4 protein-coding genes are annotated in these 3,221 nt (G+C 37.5%); 2 read left to right on the top strand and 2 right to left on the bottom strand.

Annotation, left to right across the window (positions count from 1 at the left end; genetic code table 11):
• On the top strand, nucleotides 1-198 hold a 198-nt coding region (locus BLP55_RS17230; RefSeq protein WP_211516851.1), incomplete at its 5' end, for a hypothetical protein.
• Here BLP55_RS17230 and BLP55_RS16340 read toward each other — a convergent pair.
• Entirely contained in the window at nucleotides 162-1,067 is a 906-nt protein-coding gene (locus BLP55_RS16340; protein ID WP_091147384.1) for a NotI family restriction endonuclease, read from the bottom strand. The genes BLP55_RS17230 and BLP55_RS16340 overlap by 37 nt on opposite strands.
• The gene (locus tag BLP55_RS16345; protein ID WP_091147387.1) at nucleotides 1,067-2,278 is read right to left on the bottom strand and encodes a DNA cytosine methyltransferase; all 1,212 of its coding nucleotides are present in this window, start codon (nucleotides 2,276-2,278) and stop codon (nucleotides 1,067-1,069) included. The genes BLP55_RS16340 and BLP55_RS16345 overlap by 1 nt, the downstream gene beginning before the upstream one ends.
• 309 nt (nucleotides 2,279-2,587) lie before the next feature.
• On the opposite strand from BLP55_RS16345, the gene BLP55_RS16900 reads away from it, so the two are divergent.
• The gene (locus tag BLP55_RS16900) at nucleotides 2,588-3,010 is read left to right on the top strand and encodes a hypothetical protein (protein ID WP_139149800.1); all 423 of its coding nucleotides are present in this window, start codon (nucleotides 2,588-2,590) and stop codon (nucleotides 3,008-3,010) included.
• Nucleotides 3,011-3,221: the final 211 nt, after the last annotated feature.

Genomic DNA, 3,221 nt, shown 5'->3' on the forward strand with positions numbered 1-3,221 from the left:
ATAACCGCCGTTTCAAGCCATTGCGGGGTTTTCGGTAGCCGGAAGTTGTGGTTTCACGAAGAAACATTATCTTCGGCAGAGAGAACTCAGTCCGCGTTGATCCGCAACGGCGTGAAGCGGCCTAACGTTGTAGGCAATTTTATCGACAATCGGGATTTCAATCAGGAATATAATGCTTTAATTATAGCATCTTTATAAACACTTTCAGCTTCTAACGATACATTGTTAAAAGCCTCTTGAACTTTGTAAACTGTTGTTGAATGCACTCCTGATAATTTTAAGGGAATCAGTTGACCATGTTCAGTACTTGTCGAAAAATCAAAATTATAAGCTAAAAAACTTATTGACGCGGGTTGTAATGCATATTTTACTAAACCACTTTCGCCACCTAGACGTTCCATGATTCTTGTATAGACAGGCTCAGGACAAACAAAGAAAAGACCTTTTTTACAAAATTCTTCTCTCTGTAATAATTGACCTTTGTAAATTAGCTGTGGAAGAATTCGTTTAGATACATTTTCCCAATTAAGACCTGCTGTTGTCTTTTCTTGCAATCTATTATTCTCTAATGCATTAATTCCATTTCTATAATTTCCAGTTGTATCAATAGTTTGGACTTCTACTGCTACAAATTCTTCTAGTTCACCACTTCCATTCAACTTCGCTAAAACCCAATCTACAAAATATCCTCCAGAACCCGATCTTTTGGGTAAGCGTAGTTCTCCACCCCACTTTTTTCCAAAAACAGCTATAGAGGGCTTTCCCGTTGCTTTTACTTTTGCAAGAGCCTCTCGTCCGGGTAATAAAGGGAAATCTTCTCCGAATGCCTGACTTACAACGTCCGTTAATATTTTATAATCATCCGCATAAAGCCGAATTGGGCAACATATCACAGGACCGCTCTTAATTGGTTTTAGTGAACAAACTCCAGCTATTTTGCCATCACTCAGTCTTTTTTCGCAAGTGCTTTTAAGAATTGGACAATTGTATACAGCCGCAGCCTCATTCGCTTGCAAAGAACCGTCTTCAGGCCGGTATCCGAAAAATTCGTAAATCGTTGATGCCATTAAATTACATTTGCAAATTCTTCGGTTTTACTTGTAAATGAAAGTGCTGAAATAATTGACCGGCCAATGGCGGCTGCCAAAAATGGAGGAACTGCATTCCCAACTTGTTCATACTGCTCAACTCTAGCACCAACAAATTTAAAAGTATCCCGGAAAGTTTGTATTCTAGCCGCCTCACGCACCGTAAAAGTTCTTTGCTGTTCGTAATGAAAATATGCGCCCCAGTGAGGATCACATTTCGTTAATATTGTAGAAGCCAAACCATTTGGGTCAACACGACCATATCTTTTAGTATGGTCTGAACGCCTAGCTTTTTGCATTCCCTTTGGAAGCAAATCATCAGGTATATTTGTCCAATTACCTCCAACAGGTATATGTGATAACCTATCCAAATTAATATTAGATAATTTGGCAGCTTCATGATTTATAGCGCCTTTAGAGCCAATTCTCATTAGTCGCTGGAAATCGTTCTGACTTTCAAACCTGTATGGTTTGATTTCTTCTCCTAATTCACCACTTTTGAGAATTGGTAAGTCATCAATTGCGTCTTTAACGCTTATAAATTTTGAAAGTTTAATCTCGGTCGGAAGTGAAACTATATTACGTCCATTAAATCGTGAAGTAAAATTAACTCTTAGTGGTGCTTCATGTATTGGGAAAGGGAAAGCTTTAGAAACATCATCAGTTTCCCGCATACCAATTATAATTGTACGCCAACGGGTTTGAGGAACTCCAAAATGAGGGGCATATAGAATTCTCACATCAGCATTATATCCATGATTTTCGAGTTCCAAAAGGATTGCATGTAATGTCGCGCCTCCCTCGTAGGAAACAAGTCCTGGAACATTCTCAATCAATACCGCTTTCGGTTCAAATTCATCAACGAATCGAATAAACTCTCGAAATAAATGATTTCTAGCATCTGTAGAATCTCTTTTAGGAGCGTTAATCGAAAATCCTTGACATGGCGGCCCACCTGCAAGTAGAGACAATTCACCTTTTTCAATTCCCAATTTTAATCTTACTTCTGTCGCATCTACCAAGCGAATATCTCTTGAATCAACTACTGTTTCGGGATGATTCAATGCATAAGTCTGGGCATAAATATCTTTTATCTCATTTGCGTATAAAGAATGAAAGCCAACAGATTGAAGACCTTCAGATAGTCCTCCAGCTCCCGCAAAAAGGTCTATTAAAGTAAAATTTTCCATTTCGGAAAGATATTAAAGAATAATTTCAACGATTTATATAAGAAAATAAACTTATTCACAAAGAAAAGAACAATATTAAAACTGCCTACAACAGCGCAGTTAAGCAAGAGCTGGTTTTTCATGGGTTGGACGTTCGTTTTCCACGAAGAAAGTCTTATCTTGGCAGAGAGTACTCAGTCCGCTTTTCCGCTCCTGCGTAACTGCGCGAAACGTTGTGCGAAACCCAAGAGCTACACAAAACGTTACAGGAACTTGATCATCCAAATCGTAAAAAGCGTTTATAGCTTAAAATAATTTAAAAAGTGACCCATGAATACTTTGAAGCCAAAAAATAATTTAAATCTGGCTATACTAAAATTCATATTAAAAATATGGGTTTTAACGAGCTTTGTTGGTGCAATATTTTTCAAACCGATCGGTATGTTTTTTTCTAAAAATAATGATTCACTAAATTTATACTGGTCTGTAGTTTTGATATTTTTTGCCTTTGGATTACTCTTTTCTATCCCAGCGATGATAATTTTAGCTGTAGTAATCAAAAAATTTGAAATGAAAATATTAACTATAACTTTAATCGCTATTGCACTTGTTTTTATATCCTTTCTCGCTGTCGGTCTATCTAAAATAAATTCTCCAAGGACGTTAATTTATCCAACTATTTATTCTTTTATAATCTCAGTAATAATATTAATATCTTATAGGAAACTTAGAAATCGTATTATCTACAAATGAGCGTAATGGGCATCGCACAACCGCCGTTTCATCGACATTGCCGAGATTTCGGTAAGTTGAACGTTCGTTTTCACGAAGAATGTTTTATCTTGGCAGAGAGAACTCAGTTCGCTTGGTCGGCAACGTCGTGAAGCGGCCTAACGTTACATGACAGCGCCGAGGAAACCCGGAAAATCGTTCGTGGAATCAACTTCGTCAGCCAATCTTTGTC

This window comes from Flavobacterium caeni (genome assembly GCF_900101895.1).
GTDB lineage: Bacteria > Bacteroidota > Bacteroidia > Flavobacteriales > Flavobacteriaceae > Flavobacterium > Flavobacterium caeni.

What these genes read in the sequence shown, in the direction of transcription:
- BLP55_RS16900 (WP_139149800.1), top strand. Translation starts at nt 2,588, where the DNA reads ATGAATACTTTGAAGCCAAAAAATAATTTAAATCTGGCTATACTAAAA.
- BLP55_RS16340 (WP_091147384.1), bottom strand. Translation starts at nt 1,067, where the DNA reads ATGGCATCAACGATTTACGAATTTTTCGGATACCGGCCTGAAGACGGT.
- BLP55_RS16345 (WP_091147387.1), bottom strand. Translation starts at nt 2,278, where the DNA reads ATGGAAAATTTTACTTTAATAGACCTTTTTGCGGGAGCTGGAGGACTA.